Origin of the sequence: Saltatorellus ferox, from assembly GCA_007751475.1 — a bacterium.
Lineage (GTDB): Bacteria > Planctomycetota > UBA1135 > UBA1135.
Map to the genome: position 1 here is coordinate 6,987,762 of CP036434.1, position 15,989 is coordinate 7,003,750.

Here is a 15,989-nt window from a genome sequence, read left to right on the forward strand (position 1 = left end):
TTGGGCGCCATCGTCGCCTGGGCCCTGCGCTTCAAGTCGCTCGTCCTCCTCCTCGCGGTCCTCTCCCTGGTCGTGGCCTTCGAGCGATCGAAGTCGCTGCCCCTCGACGTCTTCCCGGAGTTCGCCCCGCCGCGGGTCGAGATCCAGACGAAGGCGCCCGGACTCTCGACGGAAGAGGTCGACCAGCTCGTCACCGTGCCGCTGGAAAGCGCCTTGCTCGGGGCGCCCGGCGTCGCGCACGTCCGGTCGAAGTCGGTGCTCGGGCTCTCGTCGGTGGTGCTCATTCTCGCCGAGGATATCGATGTCACCACGGCGCGCCAGTCGATCCAGGAGCGCATGGTCAACGCGGCCAGTCGGCTGCCGCAGAGTGCGCGCCCGCCGGTCATGATGCCGCCGCTGTCCGCGCTCTCTCGGGTGATGAAGATCGGCATCACGAGCGAGCGCTACTCGATGACCGAGCTCTCCGAACTCATTCGCTGGGAGGTTCGCCCGAAGCTCCTGAGCGTGCCCGGCGTCGTCAACGTGGCGGTCTGGGGCCAGCGTGAGCCAGAGCTTCAGATCCTGCTCGATCCGGAGCGCCTCGCGCAGGAAGGCGTTCCGCTGCGGAGCCTCCTCGTCTCCGCAGGCGAGGCCGTGCAGCGCTCCGCCGGCGGCCACATCGAAACGCTGAACCAGCGCATTCCGATCATCGCGGATCTCGCCGTTCGCACCGCGGCGGGCCTCGCAGGCGCCGTCGTCGGCACGCCGCTCTCGCTCACCCGAATCGGTGACCTCGGAACCGTCCAGAAGGGCGCCGCTCCCCTGATCGGCGAGGCCGTCATCAACGGCGGGCCGGGGCTGCTCCTCATCGTCGAGAAGGAGCCGGGCGCCAACACTCTCCTCGTCACGGAAGGCGTCGAGAGCGCCCTGAAGAGCCTTGGCCCACGGCTCGACGGCGTCTCCGTCGACACGACGATCTTTCGCCCCGCGACGTTCGTCGAGATGTCGATCGAGAACCTGAAGCACGCCTTCCTCCTCGGGATCGTGCTCGTGATCGTCATCATCGGCCTCTTCATGGCGGACTGGCGGACCGCGCTGATCTCCATGACGGCGCTTCCCGTCTCGCTCGCCATGGCGATCCTCGTCCTCGACCACTTCGGCATCCAGATCAACACCATGGTGCTCGCCGGACTCGTGCTGTCCCTGGGCGAGCTGGTCGACGACGCCATCATCGACGTCGAGAATATCTCGCGAAGGCTGCGCATGAGCCAGCCCGGTGAGGGCTCGCTCGTCGACCTGATCGTCTCGGCTTCGCTGGAGGTGCGCGGCGCCGTGATCTACGGCTCCCTCGTCATCGTGCTCGTCATGCTCCCGATCCTCTTCCTGGACGGCGTCGCGGGTGCGTTCTTCCGACCGCTGGCAGTGAGCTACATGGTGGCGATCGCCGCGTCGCTCCTTACCGCGCTCACCCTGACGCCGGCGCTGAGTCTCGTGCTCCTCGGACGGAAGCGCGGATCAGAGGCCGATCCGCCGCTCATTCGACTGGCGCGCCGGGCCACGCGCCCGATCCTCGGGATCTTCCTCCGCCGACGTTGGCTCCCTCTGGCGACGCTCGCGCTCGTCGGTGGCGCGGCTGTCGCCATCGTGCCGTCGCTCGGCGAGAACTTCATGCCGAAGTTCCGCGAGTTCGACTTCCTGATGCACTGGCTGGAGAAGCCGGGCGCGAGCGTCGAAGCGAGCCGTCGATCGGCGACGCTCGTCGCCAGGGAGATCATGGAGGTCGAGGGCGTCCGCAACTTCGGCGCGCACATCGGGCGCGCCGTGGCCGCTGACGAGGTCGTCGGACCCGATTTCTCAGAGCTCTGGATCAGCCTCGACCCCGCCTCCGATCACGATCTCGCCCTGCAGAAGATCGGCGAGGTGCTCGCGCGCTTCCCGGGCATCCAGAGCGACGTCCTCACCTACCTCCGGGAGCGAGTGAAGGAGGTCGTCTCCGGAACCAGCGCCAGCATGGTCGTTCGGATCCATGGCGAAGACCTCGGCGTGCTGCGCGAGCAAGCCGCGTCGATGCTCGAATCGCTGCGCGGAGTCCCCGGACTCGTCGATCTGCACGTGGAGCCGCAGGTGGTCGTGCCGACGCTCCGGGTCACGCCGGACGAGGACGCGCTCTGCTCCGTGGGGCTCACCGCGGCTCCGCTCCGCGAAGCGCTCTCCACCTACGTGAACGGCCAGGCTGTGGGCGAGGTCATGGACGGCTTCCGGCCGCTCACCGTCGTGGTCCGAGGCGACCCCGGGAAGCTGCATGACCCGGCCGCGCTGGAGCGCATCCCTGTCGATCTACCCGGAGGCGGCACGGCGCTCCTCGGTGAACTCGCCCGCGTCTCCTTCGAGAACGCGCCCAACGCCATCAAGCGCGAAGGCGGCTCGCGCAAGATCGACGTCGTCGCCAACGTGGAGAACCGCGACCTCGCGTCGGCAGCTGCCGACATGGACGCGGTCCTGGCAGGCACGCCCCACCGAGCCGGTGTCCACGCCGAGCTGCTCGGAGAATTCGCCGCGCAGAAGCGAGCGCGCGAGCGCATCCTCTCCTTCGGAGTCCTCAGCATCCTCGCGATCATCGCGCTCCTGCACGGCAACCTCCGGGACTTCAAGCCGACGCTGCTCGTGTTCTTCGCGCTTCCCTTCCCGCTCGCGGGCGGGATCTTCGCGGTCTACCTCAGCGGCGGCGTCCTCTCGCTGGGCTCGTTCGTGGGCATGGCGGCGGTGCTCGGCGTCGGCGCCCGGAACGCCGTCATGCTGGTCGACCACTTCCGGCATCTCGAGCTGGAGGAGGGGGTTCCATTCGGACTCGAACTCGTTCGACGCGGAACCGAGGAGCGGCTCGCCGCGCTCCTCATGACGGCGCTCACGACCTCTCTCGCGCTCCTCCCGCTCATCCTTGCGGGCAGCGCGCCCGGCACGGAGATCGAACTCCCCATGGCCGTCGTCGTGCTGGGAGGCGTTCTCGTCTCGCTCACGCTCAACGTCCTCGTGGTGCCTGCGCTCTACCTGATGCTCGGCGCGTCCGCCGCCACGGATGAGGCGCTAGTGGGCTCGATCAGGGCTGTCTAGGAGTCTGCGCCACAGAATGCGATTCCGCGAGCACCGCCAGGATCCACGCTCGCGGCGTTGCGCCAAACCCCAATGGCATCAAACCATGGGGGGTCCGGCGCGCCTTGCGAGCGCAAATCCTGACGGCACTCGCGAAACCGCATTCTGTGGCGCAGACTCCTAGATGCTATGGGGCAGGCCTTTCCAGGACGCCGCGCGAAAGCGAAAGTGTCCTGCACGGCAGCTTTGACCGCCCCGGTAGTGGACCGGAGTGGAAGAGAGGCTGCCTGAACCAGCCAGCGCCCCGAGTTTTGACGGCGAAGGGCAACTGGCGAGCACGGAGCTACTCATGGCCCAGGCAGCCGTTCAAAATACTACTGCAACCCCCGTCCTCTACGTCGCCCTCGAGCTGAGCAAAGATACTTGGAAGCTCGGCATCACCCTCGACAGAGTGTCCAAAGCGAAGATCCGCGACGTTCGCGCCAGGGACCTCGATGGGTTTCTCGCGGAGATCGAAGCGGCCAAGAAGCACTTCAATCTTCCAGAGAACACTCTGGTCAAGAGCTGCTACGAAGCGGGTCGCGACGGCTTCTGGATCCACCGATTCCTGCTCGCCCACGGCATCGAGAACGTCATCATCGATCCCGCGAGCATTGAGGTCGATAGGCGGAGTCGGAAGGTCAAGACCGACAGGGTGGACGCCCAGAAGATGGCGCAACTTCTCGCTCGACATGGCGATGGAGAGCGCGTTCTCCGCGTCGTACGAGTCCCTCCGCTCGAGTCAGTCGATGAGCGGATCTTGCCCCGGGACCTCAAGGCCCTCAAAAAGCGACGAGAGCAGGCCGCCAACAAGATCCAAGCGAGCCTGTTCGAGCACGGAGTAGACCTCAATCCCCGCCTGGGCAGCTTTAAGGACAAGGACTTCCTCACCGCGCTCAAGGCCGCCCGACAGTGGGATGGCAAACGACTCCCACCTGAGTGCTTGCGAAGCGTCAAGCGAAGCTGGCAGCTGTACTCCCTTCTCACCAAGCAGATCAAAGAGCTCGAGCAGCGGCAGCGCCAGGTCCTTCGCGAGGCACGCGCCGAGCCAGAGAAGGCCACCTCTGCAGCCCGCAAGGCCGCCATCCTCAGTCAGCTCCGTGGGGTGGGCGACATTGGAAGCTACGTGCTGACCACGGAGTTCTTCGGCTGGAGAGACTTTGACAACCGAAGTCAGGTGGGCGCACTCGCCGGTTTGACGGGCACACCGTTCCAGAGTGGCAACATGGGACGAGACCAAGGCATTTCGAAGAGCGGCAATCCGCGCGTTCGGACGCTCATGGTCGAACTCGGATGGCTATGGCTACGCTGGCAGCCTGATAGCCGGACGACGAAGTGGTACCACGAGCACGTCGGCAAGGGAGGAAGCCGCGCGAAGCGAAAAGCGATCGTCGCGGTGGCGAGGAAACTACTCGTCGAGTTCTGGCACTTCGTCGAACACGGCGTAGTCCCCACCGGTGCCGTACTCAAGACAACGAACGCGGAGGGGAGTCCCGCGTGACTCGCACCGGTGCTCCAGGAGACTCGCTTGCAGTGCGGGCGGAGGCGCTTCATCGAGGCCGCTTCGTTTGCCTAGATGAAGCAGTCGCCAGGGGCACTTTTCGAACAGGACGACGAATCGGAGGCCAACGAGAACACATAGAGCGCAGGACGCCACGAGGGAAATCAGCTCGTCATCGCCCGGCTGGGTGGGATGCTCATCGCATCCGCCGGTGGGCCACGACTTAGAAGGAGCGGTTTCTTCACTGGCTTTCGCAACGCCTTCGGGCGAACGCAGCATTAGGCCTTCGGGGCACAGACCCCGAGACGGATAGGAGCTTGTCGCGCGGCGACCCTCCCAAGCCAGCCTCTGGCGCGTCCACGCTACTACGCAAGAAAGCTATGAAGACTCCGAGCGTGCTTGCACTTTGTGCGCCGCCTTCGTGGTGGAAGAACAGACCAAAGAAAGGTAGCGCTCTGGGCGGCTGCGGCCGCCCAGCGCCCTTTGGAGGCACAGGGACTGTGACGTTCTCTAGCTCAGGTCAGACTCCGCCCGCGAAGCCGCAGGCGAGATTGCACGCGCGGGTTGGGCGGAGATGGGTATCACGCAGCAGATTCCAAAGGTCTGCCGAGATACATCCTGCCCAGGGCTGCCAACCGCCCAACGATTCAATCATCCAGGAGCAGGACGACGACCAAAATTCACTACAACGACCTTGACGAGGCCGTGCTCATAGGAGCCCGCATTATTCACGAGATGGTGCCACCAGTGCGTCCAAACCGCGCTGTGGCAAGGAAGACGACCGAACGGAAGCGGAGGCGGGCCTGTAGGCCCGTTGAGCATTCCGTGAGGGAGCCCGCGAAGCGGGCGGAAGCCGCAGGCTTCCGTCTGACGCAGCCACAGCGTGGTTTGGACGCGCTGGTGGTGCCAGCTCGTGAATAATGCGGGCTAGCCTGCATTATTCACGAGTTTGCTCCACCAGTGCGTTCAAACCGCGGCGTGGCAAGGAAGACGACCGAACGAAGCGGAGGCGGGCCCGTAGGCCCGTCGAGCATTCTGTGAGGGAGCCCGCGAAGCGGGCGGCAGCCAAAGGCTGCCGTCTGACGCCGCCACGGCGTGGTTTGGGCGTGCTGGTGGTGCAAACTCGCGAATAATGCAGGCTAGTGCCCTGAATCAGAAGTTCGTCGCATTAGTTTCAGTCTGTTTCGTTTCGTAGCAAGGCGTCCGAACCGCAGTGCGTAGCAGTAGTTCCGTCCAAGGTTCGGCAACGCAGCTACGGAGCGAAACAGGCGAAACTAATGCGACGAACTTCTGATTCAGGGCACTAGTGGTCCGGAACAGAAGGATCACGAGGACGATCCAGGTCACCTCCCCATCGATCGTGACGACGTGGTGCACCGTCAGCCAGCGGGAGAACTCCCGGCCCACGATCCCGGGGGAGGATCTTGGCGGTGCTCGCGGAATCGCATTCTGTGGCGCAGACTCCTGGGGCAGAATTCCGCGAGGCGAGCGCGTGGTCACGTTCAGGTCATTCATGGCGAGCGCCATCGCCCTACTTTGCCACGATGACGACGACCGGCCGAAAGATGACACAGCTGCAATCGACGCAGAGCGCTACGAAGGCTGCTGTCTCCTCGGACCTGGCGCGAACTGGAACTGGAGACGTCATGCTCGCCGCCACCCTCACCGGGAACTCCGGACCCGGGACCGCGGAATCACTCGATGCTTCCGCTGCGCCGAAAGCCTCTGCGCGCCTCGTACCCGCCGTAGACGGGGCTCTCGAGGAACGCGTCGGCCAAAGCCTGGCGGTGGTCTATCTCGCTCCGATGGCGATCTCCGCGGCTGCGCTGGCACTCCTCTACGGCACCGACCTCGACGGCCAGCTCACGGATCCCTTCTTCGACGCGGCGAGCGGCACCTTCCCCTACCGGGACGACTGGCTGGTCGGGACCCTTCTGCACACGTTCGGCAAGTACCTGATCATCGCGATCAGCGCCTGCTTGCTCTCGGTCTCGTTGGGGGCCAAGTGGAGTCAGAAGCTGCGCCCCTGGCGATGTTCCGCCATCTATCTCCTGGCGTGCATCGCCGTGGCCTCGGCGGTGATAGGGCTGATGAAGTCGGTGAGCCCGATCCCTGTACCGTGGAACTCCGTGCGCTACGGCGGTTCGACGCCCCACTACCTTCCGTTCCTCGCACCGGCGGGAGCACCCCATAGCGGCGGCTGGCCCTGCGCCCACGCCGCGGGCGCGTTCGCGCTGGTGGGCCTCTACTTCCTCTACAGGGATTCCAGACCTCGGCTTGCCTGGATGGGATTCGCCGGAGCCGTGGCGCTCGGAAGTCTCTATGCAGGTACCCAGGTGCTGCGCGGCGCACACTCCCCGTCCCACGGGGTCTGGTCCTTCATGATCACGTGGACGATCTGCACCGTCCTTTACCTGCTGGTGCTCCGGTTTCGACCTGCGGATGCTCCGGCGGCACCTCGAGGCCAAGAGCCCGAGTGAAGTAGCCCACCAACCCGGTACATGACGATCCACCTCTACGTGCTGAAGCAGCTGCTCATCGCGCTGGCTTTCGCCGTGGGGGCGCTCCTCTGCGTGGCTTTGCCTGGAATCGCGATCAGCACGGTCACGAAGCTTCCGAGCGTGGACGTCTGGATCTTGCTGAGATTCCTGCCCCTGGTGCTGCAGTCCCTCACCCCGTACATGCTGCCGCTGTGCTTCGTGCTGAGCGTGGTCGCCGTCTTCGGACGGCTCGCCTCCGACGGAGAGTGGACCGCCATCCTCATGACGGGCCGGCACCCGCTGACTTTGCTGATCGCGCCTGGAGTCGTCGCGACGTTGCTGGGACTCGTGATCTTCGGGATCGTCTCGAACGACCTCCCGCAGCTGCGCAAGAAAGAGCGCGCCCTCATTCTTGCGGCCACCAACTCGTTCGTACAGAACCTGCGCCCGGGGAAGACGAGCATCGACATCGCGGGCCTGCACCTCATCGCCCGAACGCGAGACATGGACACGGGGACGTTCCGCGGCGTCTACCTGCGGCACGCCGGTGGCTCCGACGATCAGCTGGACAGGGTCGACATCTTCGCCAACAGCGTGGACATCTCCGTCCACGGTGAGCTGCTGCGAGTTCACGCCGTGGGCATCGGCTCCTTCGACTCGAACTCCGGAAGCTATTCCAGGAGCGACGAGCTGCTGCTCAACATCAACATCGCGAAGCGGCTGGGCGTGCGGACCGAGACGTACGAGAGAGCGCGCTACCTGACCTCGACGGAGATCCGCGAGCGTCTCGAGACCGCGGAGCTGACCCCCAAGAGGCTGCGCGACTACAGGTACACCCTCCAGTACCGCGCAGCGCTCGCGGGCATCTGCTTCGTCTTCGCGGCCCTCGGCAGCGGGATCGGCGTCCTGATGCGACGCGGGTCCCTCCTGACGGCCATGGCGGTCTCCGTGGGCTTCGGGCTCGTCTACTACGTCTGCAACATGGAGCTGGGCGGCAAGCTCGGGCACAACCCGGACCTCCCTCCCTGGCTGGGTGCGTGGATCACCAACGCCGCCTCTAGCCTTGTCGCGGCCTTCTTTCTGCGGAGGGCGATCCGTCGGTAATGCGCAGGACCAGTGCGACTGCGAGGAGCGCGACCAGCGCGCCGAGCGAGGCCAGCGCCATGTCCTTGTGCGCGTCCCAGACGTCTCCCTGGGTCCCGAGATAAGCCTGCCCGAGCCCTTCACCCACGACGCTCGCCGCGCCCCACTCGACGAGCTCGTAGAGCATCGAACTCGACATCACGAAATCGAGCGGCAGGAAGTAGCTCCAGAAGCCGCGGACCCCTGCCACGGACACGAAGAGCTCCCGGAACGGATACGCGAGCAGCAGTCCGTACGTGAAATGCACGAGCCGGTCGTAGTGGTTCCGCTCGAAGCCGAAGCGGCTGGAGATCGACTCCCCGGTCCAGCGCTCCGCCCATGCGTCGTAGGGCACTTCCGCATACGTGTAGTGCGATCCGACCTCATGGATCATCAGAAAGACGAAGATCAGCAGGTAGGAGACCCTGGAGATCGGGATCCGTCGATGGGTCAGGACGAGCAAGACCAGCCCGAGCACCACGAGGACGTTCTCCAGCATCCAGTCCATCCTGTCGTGGGGATCGACGGCGAGGACTGCCGCGAAGACGAGAAAGATGGCCAGGAGAACGAGGGGGAGCTTCATGGTGGCTCGATTCTCCCATGCCGCGGCCGGCGAGAACGCCGCCAGCTCGAAAACCAGCTCCAGGGCCAGGCCCCCGCCAGCTGGGACCGGCCTCCGCATGGACGCGGGCTCTTCATCGAACGGATCGCGGGTCCAAGTCTGCTACCGTGGCCCCGTGAAAAAGCCCTCCAAGCGCATCAGCTCGTCCAGTCTCAAGAGCGCCTTCCGTGACATCATCTGGCCGCGGCGCAAGCTGGTCGCGATCGGACTCGTCTTGATCCTGCTGAACCGGATGAGCGGGATGGTGCTCCCGGCCTCGACCAAGTACCTCATCGACGACGTCCTGGTGAAGAAGAACGGCGGGCTTCTCTTCCCGATCCTCGGCGGGCTCGTCGCGGCGACCACTCTCCAGGCGATCACCTCGTTCACCCTGACGAAGCTCCTGAGCGTCGAGGCCCAGCATCTCATCGCCGAACTCCGCGCCAAGGTTCACGGCCATGTCCTTCGACTCCCGGTCCGCACCTTCGAGGAGACGAAGTCCGGCGAGCTCGTCTCGCGGATCATGAACGACGTCGAGGGCGTGAGAAACCTCGTGGGCACGGGACTCGTTCAGCTCTTCGGCGGCATCATCACTGGCGTCATCGCGCTGTTTTTCCTGCTACGCATCAACGCTACGATGACAGCGTTCGCGCTGATACCGATGGCGCTCTTCGCCTTCGTTTCGACACGCGCGTTCAAGCGCCTGCGCCCCGCCTTCCGCGATCGCGGCAAGATTCAGGCCGAGGTCACCGGTCGGCTCACCGAAGCCCTCGGCGGCATCCGCATCATCAAGGGCTTCCACGCCCTGGAGCGCGAGAACGAGATCTTCCAGGCCGGCGTGATGCGCATCTTCGAGAACGTGCGCACGACGCTGACGACGACCGCCGCCGTCACGAGCCTCGGTACGTTCTTCGTCGGCGTGGCGAGCGTGGTGATCCTCGGCTATGGCGGCTCGCTGATGCTCGACGATCGCCTCACGGTCGGCGACCTCTTCTCGTTCACGCTGTTCCTCGGCTTCCTCGTGGGCCCGATCGTGCAGATGGCCAACATCGGCACGCAGATGACCGAGGCCTTCGCGGGCCTCGATCGTACCGAGGAGCTGCTGAGCCAGCCCGGCGAGGACGACGACCCCGAGCGCACCATCGAGATGCCGCCGGTCAAGGGCCACGTGAAGTTCGAGGGCGTCTCGTTCGGCTACGTGGAGGGCGAGCGCGTTCTGCACGAAATCGAGTTCGAGGTCGAGCCCGGGACGGTGGTCGCGCTCGTCGGCAGCTCGGGCTCCGGCAAGTCGACGCTCGCCGCGCTCGCCGTCTCGTTCCTCTCCCCGGACGAGGGCCGCGTGATCGTGGACGGCGTGGACCTGCGTAAGGTTCAGCTCGCCAGCTACCGGAGCCAGCTTGGCCTCGTCCTCCAGGACGAGTTCCTCTTCGACGGGACGATTCGAGAGAACCTGCTCTTCGCCCGGCCCGAAGCCACCGAGGCAGAGGTCCAGGAAGCCGCCGAGCGCGCCTACGTCACCGAGTTCACGGATCGCCAGCCCCTGGGGCTCGATACCGTGATCGGGGAACGGGGCGTGAAGCTCTCGGGCGGGCAGCGCCAGCGCGTCACCGTCGCGCGCGCGATCCTTTCGAGCCCGCGCATCCTGCTGCTCGACGAGGCGACGTCGGCCCTCGACACGGAGAGCGAGTCGTACATCCAGGAGAGCCTCGAAACGCTACTCCAGGGCCGCACGACCTTCGTGATCGCACACCGCCTTTCGACGATCCAGCGCGCCGACCTGATCCTCGTGATCGAGGACGGGCGGATCGCGGAGCGCGGGAAGCACACGGAGCTGATGGAGCTGGAGGGCCGCTACCACCGGCTCTACACGCTTCAGGCGCGGATCTGATCGGGCGGGGCCAGGCGGGGGCTGGCGCCCCCCCCGGGAATTTCGAACAATCCCGGTCGCCGATTCCTGACGGGCGCCGTTCTGCTCCCATGAACACCACGAAACGGGCCCCTGCCGCCTGGGCCGAGCAGGCCACCGAGCGGCTCCTGGACCTCGCTACCATGGCGATCGCCGTCCTGTACTGGCAGATCTGTGACTCGGACGACCGGGCCGCGATGGAGCGGGCGCGAACCACCGAAGGGTCACCAGCGCCTCAGCCGAACCGCTCGCGCCACTCCGCCTCGATCCGATAGGCCTCGCGCTCGAAGATGTTCTGCCGGTACGGGTCGACGCGGCGGCAGAGGCACCACGCGCTCGATAGGCCGTAAGCGGGCAGAAAAAAGGGCCCGAAGGTCTCGTACTGGCGAACGTGAACCCGCTCGTGAACTCGGGTGCGCTGGAGCTGAAAAGCGTCCCTCCCCACGACGACGTGGCCGAACGTGATGGCGGCGATCCCGTGGCGCATGAAGGGATTGCGGCCCAGGGCGAAGCGAGTCCAGCCTCCGTGGGTCTCCAGCACGCCGTCCACGAGGGCCGTCTCGCCGCCGGTGAGGCGCGCCACGCCGCAGAACGCGAGACCGATCAGGGTATTGGGCGACGCCCAGAGGTAGCGGAGGAGTCGTGGCACTCCGGGTACGTTACCCTCTGGATCCACATGACGCAGCGCAGTGAAGACCATGGCGGCGGCCAGCCCGCAACGGGAACGGAGCAGGAGATCTCCGAGCGCGCGGCGGGACTGGCCGAGGGCGTCCTTGCGGGCAATCGCACGCGCCTGGCCCAGGCGATCACCCTGATCGAGAGCACACGGTCCGCCGATGCCCCCGTGGCCCAGGAACTCCTGGGCGCCGTGCTTCCGAAGACCGGCCGTGCCCACCGCGTCGGGATCAGCGGCGTCCCGGGCGTCGGCAAGAGCACCCTGATCGAGACCCTCGGGCTCCACCTGATCGAAGCGGGCCACCGGGTCGCCGTCCTCGCGATCGATCCGTCCAGCACGCTCTCGGGCGGCAGCATCCTTGGCGACAAGAGCCGCATGGAGCGCCTCGCCCAGGCCGAGGCCGCGTTCATCCGCCCGAGCCCCAGCGCCGCCACACTCGGCGGCGTGGCCCAGCGGACCCGCGAGACGATGCTGCTCTGCGAGGCCGCGGGCTTCGACGTCGTCCTCGTCGAAACCGTCGGCGTCGGCCAGTCGGAGATCGCCGTGCGGGAGATGGTCGACACGTTCGTCGTCTTGCTCCTCCCCGGCGCAGGCGACGAGCTCCAGGGGATCAAGAAGGGCATTCTCGAGGTGGGCGACATACTCGCGGTCAACAAGGCCGACGGCTCGCGGGTGAACCTCGCCCGCGCCGCCGCGCGCGACCACTCCGCGGCGATGCGCTACATCCGCCCGCGGCATCCCGAGTGGACGCCGAAGACCCTCGTGGTCAGCGCAGAAACGGGCGCTGGCATCGACGAACTCTGGGCGGCGATCGGCGAACATCGCGCGATGCTGGAAGCGTCTGGCTCCCTGGGGACCCAGCGCGCCGAGCAGTCGACGCGCTGGATGTGGTCGCTCATCGAAGAGCGCCTCTTCCGGGCTTTCCGCGAGAACCCCGCCGTGGCGCAGGAGCTCGGCGCGACGGTCGATGCCGTGCGCGCCGGCTCCCTGCCGCCGGGCGCGGCGGCGACTCGGCTACTGAACCTCTTCGGCTCCCCATGACGGACAGAGCTTCCTCCGCCCCCAAGCGCCTGTATCGGCCCGAAGACATGGCGCTCCGGCCGGCCTCCTTCCCGGCGGACTACCGCTTTCTCTACCGGTTGCTGGAGGAGCGCTACGCCAAGGCGAACTCCAACATCCCTGGCATGGCTCGTCAGGAGCTACCGACGTTCGAAGAGCACGTGCGCTACCTGGATTCGACCCCGTTCGATCGCATCGAGATCGTCGTTGCCAGCGGGCGCGACGTCGGACTCATGTACCTGACCGCTGAGCGGGTGGGCGGATGCTTCATCCTGGACGAGTTCGCCGGGCGCGGGCTCGCGCTGGCCGCGTGCTTCACCTTCTTCAGCAACGAGACCTACCCGATCATCGCGCACTTCAACTCACGGAACCGCGCGGGGTACAAGACCGCCGACCGGCTCGGCTGGACGCTCGTGCGAGAAGAGCCCCACCGGCTGACGTACGAGCTCCGCGAGCCTCCGCTCGACCCGTTCGCCGGGCTACGAGGTCGGAGGACCGGCGCTGACGGGAAAGCCGACCTTCGCGCTGATCCTTAGGGGTCCGGACGCAGAACGCGGACCGAGACGCGGCCCCCTGAAGACCGCGCCAGCGGCACGTACCAGGGTCAGGAGGCCGTACCTGGACTGCGGGCAATGCGAGGCCCCGTGGACCGTGCGGACCGAGGTGGCCCTCGCCCCCACGGCGACCAGCGCGGCGTCCAGATTGATCGATCCCTGATCGAATCGCGCGAGCGCGGGTACGAGTCGAGCGTCGAAGGCGCGGAACGCGGACGACCGGAGTGCCACCAAAGAGCGCATGCGCCACGCAAGACCCAGGCGGGCGAAACAGGACCCGGCCCGACGAAGTCCGAGGGGTCCGCGACTCATGGGGGTCCCGTACACAAGGCTTGCAGACGCGCCGCCGTTGGTGGGGCCGCGCCGCAGCGCCTCCAAGAGCTTGCCGATCTCCTCCGGAGGATGCTGTAGATCGTCATCCATCGTGACGATGACGTCACCGGACGCGACGCTCGCCCCTTCGATGAGCGCAGCGTGCTGACCCACATTGATCGACAGATCGAGACCGCGCACCCAGGGGTAACGCTCTGCGAGCTGCACGATCCGCCCCCAGCTCCCGTCGCGGCTCGCGTCGTTGACGAAGATCACTTCGGCGCTCGCGGCCTGAGCCAGCGCTCCAGCTGCCATCGCTTCATCGATGGCTTTCACCAGTGAACCGAGCTGGTCGGCGGAGTTGTAAACCGGGACGACGACGGTCACCGCGGGCAGTAGGGACGGGGGGTCGTTCATGGGGCAAGCTTGGGTTAGGTTACGCTGAATCCCGCCATGCCGCGTGCGTCACCCGATTCGAGCCCAATCGCCCGCAACAGCTCCCTCGGGTCGTGGTCTCGGCTGCCCATGGAGGTGGCCACCGCGGCAGAGGAGCTGGCGCCCGGCGCGGTGGAGGATGCGCTCGGGAACTCAGCCGGCGGCCAGGGCTCGCTGCCCCGAGGGGCGGGTCGAAGCTACGGCGATACCGCCGTCAACGGAGGCGGACGCTCCCTCTCCACCGGCCGGCTGGGGCGCATCCTCGCCTGGGACCAGGAGAGAGGCGAGATCGAAGCCGAAGCCGGGGTCACCCTGGGCCAGCTATGCGATCGGGTCGCCGCCGCGGGCTGGATCGTTCCGTGCTGTCCAGGCACCGCCAGGGTCACCCTCGGCGGCATGGTGGCGAGCGATGTCCACGGCAAGAACCACGCGCACACCGGGACCCTGGGTGAACACGTCCTGGGGCTCACGCTCGTTCGATCCGACGTGGGTTCGATCCGTTGTAGCCCCACCGAGCACCCGGAGCTCTTTCGGGCCACCCTCGGTGGCCTCGGCCTCACCGGCGTGATCGAGAGCGTTCGTCTGAGGCTCCTTCCGCTGGCCGGTGACCGGGTCTCTGTCGAGCGGATTCGGTGCCGAAGCCTCGAGAGCGTGCTCGCACTCCTGCGCCAGCACGATCGCTACGATTACGGCCTCGCATGGGTCGACAGCTTCTCGATCAAGCCGGCGAAGGTGAACAGCGCATCCGCCCGCTGCCTGGTGCTCCGCGCGACCGTCGTGCCGGGTCACGGACAGGGCTCCGGCGCCGGGCCGCGCGCGCTCCGGATGACCGGGGCGCTGGCGAGGTTCACGCCTCCGTTCCTCTTTCGACGGGCCACCATGCGCCTCGTGAATCGCGCCTACTTCAGCGCACCTACGGGGAGCGCCGCCACACGCCCCCTCGGGAGTTTCCTCTTTCCCCAGGACGAAGCCCATGACACGAATCACCTCTACGGAGCCCGCGGAGCTTACGCCCACCACTCTTGGATTCCAGCCGGTGAGGATCCGGCGGTTCACGAGCTTCTGCGAAGGGCCGCGCAGCCTGGCGCGCAGTCCCTCGTCACGGTGCTCAAGGCGTTCGGGGGAAAGCATCGCGATGCGCCCGGCCTGCTCTCGTTCACCGGAAGCGGCACGTCGATCGCCCTTGGATTTGTGAATGAAGGGGATCGGACCCGAAGGCAGCTCGATGCGCTAGACGCCATCGTCCTCGACGCCGGCGGCAAGCTCTACCCCGCCAAAGACGCGCGAATGTCCGCGGCTTCGTTCGCGCGGAGCTTCCCGCGTGTGCAGGAGTTTGCGCGCCATGTGGACCCGGCACTCTCGTCGAACTTCTGGCGCAGGGTCGCGCCCGAGGCAGTCCCGTGAGTCGTTCCGCGCGCAGCGGCGGACCGCTTCGACGAGTGCTGGTGACAGGCGCCACCTCCGCCATGGTGCGCTCGACGCTCCTGGGATTCGCCGGGGACGGAGCCGCGCTCGCGCTCGCCGTACGGTCGATCGAGAAGGCCCGCGCACTGATCCCAGAGCTGGAGAGGGCGGGTGCGCCGGTGGTTCACCTCCTCGCCTTCGACGCCGCAGTGGATGAGGCCCCGGAGGCCATGATCGAGGCCGCGGAGTCAGCGCTCGGCGGCCTCGACGCGGTCCTCGTGGCCCACGGCTCCCTCGTTGACCAGATCGATCTGGAAACGGACCTTGCGCTCCAGGAACGCTCCATTCGAGTGAACGGCACGAGCGCCGTCCGCGTGCTCATCGCCGCCGCCCGGCACTTCGAGACCCAGGGCTTCGGCACGCTCGCGGGCATCACGTCGGGCGCGGGCGAGCGCGGCAGACGCAGCACCTACGGGTACGGGATGGGCAAGGGGATGATGACGGCCTGCCTCTCCGGACTGCGCGCGCGGCTCCAGGTCAAGGGGATCCCGGTCCTCACGATTTTCCCCTGCTTCGTGGACACACCGATGACGGCGCCCCTGCCGAAGAAGATGCGCTGGATCACCCCAAGGGACGCCGGAGAGAAGATCCACCGCGCGATGAAGCGCGGACAGGACACCCTGTACGTTCCCGGCTGGTGGCGCTTCGCTCTCTTCGCGGCACGCAACACGCCGGAGTGGATCTGGAAGCGCATGCGCGCCGAGGAGAAGCTCGCCGCCGGACTCCGGGCGAAGCGTGACTCGACGCCCCGGGACTGAGAGAGTCTGAGCA

The 15,989-nt window shown here is 66.7% G+C and carries 13 protein-coding genes; 10 read left to right on the forward strand and 3 right to left on the reverse strand.

Going from position 1 to position 15,989, the window contains the following annotated elements; translation table 11 throughout:
• From Poly30_RS25285 to Poly30_RS25300, 4 genes are all read left to right on the forward strand, one after another.
• Nucleotides 1–3,090, forward strand: a complete 3,090-nt coding sequence (locus tag Poly30_RS25285) for an efflux RND transporter permease subunit (RefSeq protein WP_145204292.1) — start codon at nucleotides 1–3, stop codon at nucleotides 3,088–3,090.
• Between the two features lie 328 nt (nucleotides 3,091–3,418).
• Nucleotides 3,419–4,609 carry an IS110 family RNA-guided transposase gene (locus tag Poly30_RS25290; RefSeq protein WP_145204295.1) on the forward strand — a complete coding sequence of 397 codons (1,191 nt, stop codon included), beginning with the start codon at nucleotides 3,419–3,421 and terminating at the stop codon, nucleotides 4,607–4,609.
• 1,646 nt (nucleotides 4,610–6,255) lie between these two features.
• Nucleotides 6,256–7,089, forward strand: a complete 834-nt coding sequence (locus tag Poly30_RS25295) for a phosphatase PAP2 family protein (protein ID WP_419190657.1) — start codon at nucleotides 6,256–6,258, stop codon at nucleotides 7,087–7,089.
• A gap of 21 nt (nucleotides 7,090–7,110) precedes the next feature.
• On the forward strand, nucleotides 7,111–8,193 hold the full coding sequence (locus Poly30_RS25300) for an LptF/LptG family permease (RefSeq protein WP_145204301.1): 1,083 nt from the start codon (nucleotides 7,111–7,113) through the stop codon (nucleotides 8,191–8,193).
• On the opposite strand, the gene Poly30_RS25305 is transcribed toward Poly30_RS25300, so the two are convergent.
• Nucleotides 8,147–8,794, reverse strand: coding sequence for a DUF2238 domain-containing protein (locus Poly30_RS25305; RefSeq protein WP_145204304.1), 648 nt, complete (start codon nucleotides 8,792–8,794; stop codon nucleotides 8,147–8,149). The genes Poly30_RS25300 and Poly30_RS25305 overlap by 47 nt on opposite strands.
• Before the next feature lie 154 nt (nucleotides 8,795–8,948).
• On the opposite strand from Poly30_RS25305, the gene Poly30_RS25310 reads away from it, so the two are divergent.
• Nucleotides 8,949–10,700 carry an ABC transporter ATP-binding protein gene (locus Poly30_RS25310; protein WP_419190658.1) on the forward strand — a complete coding sequence of 584 codons (1,752 nt, stop codon included), beginning with the start codon at nucleotides 8,949–8,951 and terminating at the stop codon, nucleotides 10,698–10,700.
• Between the two features lie 89 nt (nucleotides 10,701–10,789).
• Nucleotides 10,790–10,993 (forward strand): hypothetical protein, encoded by a 204-nt coding sequence (locus tag Poly30_RS25315; protein ID WP_145204310.1) that lies wholly within the window; start codon nucleotides 10,790–10,792, stop codon nucleotides 10,991–10,993.
• Here Poly30_RS25315 and Poly30_RS25320 read toward each other — a convergent pair.
• Nucleotides 10,954–11,367, reverse strand: a complete 414-nt coding sequence (locus Poly30_RS25320) for a hypothetical protein (protein WP_419190659.1) — start codon at nucleotides 11,365–11,367, stop codon at nucleotides 10,954–10,956. The genes Poly30_RS25315 and Poly30_RS25320 overlap by 40 nt on opposite strands.
• Before the next feature lie 27 nt (nucleotides 11,368–11,394).
• Here Poly30_RS25320 and meaB point away from each other — a divergent pair, with 27 nt between their 5' ends.
• The gene (gene meaB, locus Poly30_RS25325) at nucleotides 11,395–12,435 is read left to right on the forward strand and encodes a methylmalonyl Co-A mutase-associated GTPase MeaB (protein WP_145204317.1); all 1,041 of its coding nucleotides are present in this window, start codon (nucleotides 11,395–11,397) and stop codon (nucleotides 12,433–12,435) included.
• Nucleotides 12,432–12,989 carry a hypothetical protein gene (locus tag Poly30_RS25330; protein WP_145204320.1) on the forward strand — a complete coding sequence of 186 codons (558 nt, stop codon included), beginning with the start codon at nucleotides 12,432–12,434 and terminating at the stop codon, nucleotides 12,987–12,989. Before meaB ends, Poly30_RS25330 begins: the two co-directional genes overlap by 4 nt.
• On the opposite strand, the gene Poly30_RS25335 is transcribed toward Poly30_RS25330, so the two are convergent.
• Complete coding sequence (locus Poly30_RS25335) at nucleotides 12,933–13,736, reverse strand: glycosyltransferase (RefSeq protein ID WP_145204323.1); 804 nt, start codon at nucleotides 13,734–13,736, stop codon at nucleotides 12,933–12,935. The genes Poly30_RS25330 and Poly30_RS25335 overlap by 57 nt on opposite strands.
• Nucleotides 13,737–13,844: 108 nt before the next feature.
• Between Poly30_RS25335 and Poly30_RS25340 the strand changes: the two genes are divergently transcribed.
• Nucleotides 13,845–15,158 carry an FAD-binding oxidoreductase gene (locus Poly30_RS25340; RefSeq protein WP_419190660.1) on the forward strand — a complete coding sequence of 438 codons (1,314 nt, stop codon included), beginning with the start codon at nucleotides 13,845–13,847 and terminating at the stop codon, nucleotides 15,156–15,158.
• Nucleotides 15,155–15,976, forward strand: a complete 822-nt coding sequence (locus Poly30_RS25345) for an SDR family NAD(P)-dependent oxidoreductase (protein WP_145204329.1) — start codon at nucleotides 15,155–15,157, stop codon at nucleotides 15,974–15,976. Before Poly30_RS25340 ends, Poly30_RS25345 begins: the two co-directional genes overlap by 4 nt.
• Nucleotides 15,977–15,989 lie beyond the last annotated feature (13 nt).

Bases quoted from the DNA above. Each gene is read 5' to 3' on its own strand.
- Poly30_RS25330 (WP_145204320.1), top strand. From the start codon at position 12,432: ATGACGGACAGAGCTTCCTCCGCCCCCAAGCGCCTGTATCGGCCCGAA.
- Poly30_RS25335 (WP_145204323.1), bottom strand. From the start codon at position 13,736: ATGAACGACCCCCCGTCCCTACTGCCCGCGGTGACCGTCGTCGTCCCG.
- Poly30_RS25290 (WP_145204295.1), top strand. From the start codon at position 3,419: ATGGCCCAGGCAGCCGTTCAAAATACTACTGCAACCCCCGTCCTCTAC.
- meaB (WP_145204317.1), top strand. From the start codon at position 11,395: ATGACGCAGCGCAGTGAAGACCATGGCGGCGGCCAGCCCGCAACGGGA.
- Poly30_RS25300 (WP_145204301.1), top strand. From the start codon at position 7,111: ATGACGATCCACCTCTACGTGCTGAAGCAGCTGCTCATCGCGCTGGCT.
- Poly30_RS25305 (WP_145204304.1), bottom strand. From the start codon at position 8,794: ATGAAGCTCCCCCTCGTTCTCCTGGCCATCTTTCTCGTCTTCGCGGCA.
- Poly30_RS25340 (WP_419190660.1), top strand. From the start codon at position 13,845: ATGGAGGTGGCCACCGCGGCAGAGGAGCTGGCGCCCGGCGCGGTGGAG.
- Poly30_RS25295 (WP_419190657.1), top strand. From the start codon at position 6,256: ATGCTCGCCGCCACCCTCACCGGGAACTCCGGACCCGGGACCGCGGAA.
- Poly30_RS25315 (WP_145204310.1), top strand. From the start codon at position 10,790: ATGAACACCACGAAACGGGCCCCTGCCGCCTGGGCCGAGCAGGCCACC.